The organism is Cellulomonas sp. A375-1 (genome assembly GCF_001040865.1).
Taxonomy (GTDB): Bacteria; Actinomycetota; Actinomycetes; order Actinomycetales; family Cellulomonadaceae; genus Cellulomonas; species Cellulomonas gelida.
The window spans coordinates 1-2,005 of sequence record NZ_LFKW01000145.1 but is presented as its reverse complement, the minus strand read 5'-3'; the positions used below and the strand labels follow the sequence as shown (position 1 = coordinate 2,005).

The following is a 2,005-nucleotide window of genomic DNA, read 5'->3' as shown; positions in this document are numbered from 1 at the left end:
GGCGGGACTTGGACTTCGTCTGGCGGCCCTTGGCGTTCGACCGCACCCACTCCAGCTCCTCCTTGAGGCGCTTGGCGAGCTTGGCGTCCTTCTTGCCCTGGACCTGCAGGCGCTCCTGCTTCTTCTCCAGGTAGGTCGAGTAGTTGCCCTCGTACGGGTAGAGGCGACCGCGGTCGACCTCGCAGATCCACTCGGCGATGTTGTCGAGGAAGTACCGGTCGTGCGTGACGGCCAGGATGGCGCCCGCGTACGACTTCAGGTGCTGCTCGAGCCACTGCACGGACTCGGCGTCCAGGTGGTTGGTGGGCTCGTCGAGCAGCAGGAGGTCCGGCTTCTCGAGCAGGAGCTTGCACAGCGCGACGCGGCGCCGCTCACCGCCCGAGAGGATCTTGACGTCGGCGTCCGCGGGCGGGCAGCGCAGCGCGTCCATGGCCTGCTCGAGCTGGGCGTCGAGGTCCCACGCGTCGGCGGCGTCGATCGCCTCCTGGAGCTGCCCCATCTCGGCCAGCAGGGCGTCGAAGTCGGCGTCCGGCTCGGCCATGAGTGCGGAGATCTCGTTGTAGCGGTCGAGCTTGCCCTTGATCTCGGCCACGCCCTCCTCGACGTTGCCGAGGACCGTCTTGTCGTCGTTGAGCGGCGGCTCCTGCTGCAGGATGCCGACCGTGTACCCGGGGCTCAGGCGGGCCTCGCCGTTCGACGGCTGGTCCAGCCCGGCCATGATCTTCAGGATCGTGGACTTGCCCGCGCCGTTCGGCCCGACGACGCCGATCTTGGCGCCGGGCAGGAAGTTGAGGGAGACGTCGTCGAGGATGACCTTGTCTCCGTGCGCCTTGCGCGCCTTGTACATGCTGTAGATGAACTCAGCCACTGGCTCGGTTCTCCGCCTCGATGCTCGGGTTCTGGGGATCGCGCCCTCGGGGCGCGATCGGCGATCACCCGTCGACGCCGACCGCGCACGTCGCGGACGTGCGGGCCGGTCGTCGTCGGGTCGCGGTGCCCCAGCCTAGACGCTCACCGACCGCCGAGCCCTCCTGCGACGAGCTCGGCGTCGCCCACGGCCGGGTCAGCCGCAGAGTCACCCGTCAGGTCGTCACGGTCCTCGAACCGGAGCACGTCGCTCTCGTCGACGAGCCGCTCGTCACGCGCGGTCCCGTCGGCCACCTCGGCGAGACGCGAGAGGTCGACCGGGCGCTCGTCGCGCACCTCGTCGGGCGACTGCGTGGCGACGCCGGACAGGGTCCGCTGGAACGGGCCGACCGTCCCGAAGCTGAGGTCGATGCCGATCGCGGTGGCCTCGAGGACCAGCGACGTGCGCAGCGCGCCGCCCTGGTCCTGCCACTCGCGTGTGGAGAGCCGCCCCTGCACCACGACCGGCACGCCCTTGCGCAGCGAGAGCCCAGCGTTGACCGCGAGCGCACGCCACGCCTTGACCTGGAACCACTCGGTCTGCGAGTCCTGCCACTGCCCCGTCTGCCGGTTCCACCAGCGACGCGTGCTGCCGAGACGGAACGTCGTGTACGCCGCCCGCCCGTCCTGTGCGGGCAGCGTCGTGACCTCGCTGCCCACCCACCCCGTGACCGTGAGGTCGAGGGTCCCGTTGCTCATGCTGCCTCCCTGCGCGGTGGCCCCGTGAGTTCGGAGCGCGTGCCCGCAGCCTCGCGGCCGGAGGGCGGCGAGCGGGGTGGCGGCGTCCGGGTCTGGGGACGAGGGCGACGACGGTCGGGGCTGGGGTCGGGTCGCGGTCAGCCGCGCGCGGCCTCGAGCAGGCCGCGCACGCGCCGGTGCTCGGCCACGACCTCGGCGGCGGGCTGGACGAGGTCGCGTCTCGCGACCTCCTCGATCGCGGCCCGGCCCTCGTCGCGCACGCGCTGGCTGCTGCGCTGCGCCGCACGGCCGCGCACGAGCCGGGCGACCACGACGCTCACCACCGCGAGGACGCCGCACGCGACCCCGATCTCGAGCGCGACGCCCACTCCCCTGCCGCCGACCAGCTCGCCCACGCCGA

2 protein-coding genes and 1 pseudogene are annotated in these 2,005 nt (G+C 72.1%); all 3 read right to left on the bottom strand.

The window, feature by feature from the left end; all coding sequences use genetic code 11:
- On the bottom strand, positions 1 to 868 hold an 868-nt coding region (locus tag CWIS_RS19620), incomplete at its 3' end, for an ATP-binding cassette domain-containing protein (RefSeq protein WP_048344262.1).
- 143 nt (positions 869 to 1,011) lie between these two features.
- Positions 1,012 to 1,605, bottom strand: a complete 594-nt coding sequence (locus CWIS_RS17810) for a single-stranded DNA-binding protein (RefSeq protein ID WP_053071779.1) — start codon at positions 1,603 to 1,605, stop codon at positions 1,012 to 1,014.
- A gap of 137 nt (positions 1,606 to 1,742) precedes the next feature.
- Positions 1,743 to 2,005: pseudogene (locus CWIS_RS19080) on the bottom strand (ABC transporter); the annotation flags it as partial.

Excerpts from the sequence above, each read along its gene's own strand:
- CWIS_RS17810 (WP_053071779.1), bottom strand. The coding sequence starts at position 1,605 with ATGAGCAACGGGACCCTCGACCTCACGGTCACGGGGTGGGTGGGCAGC.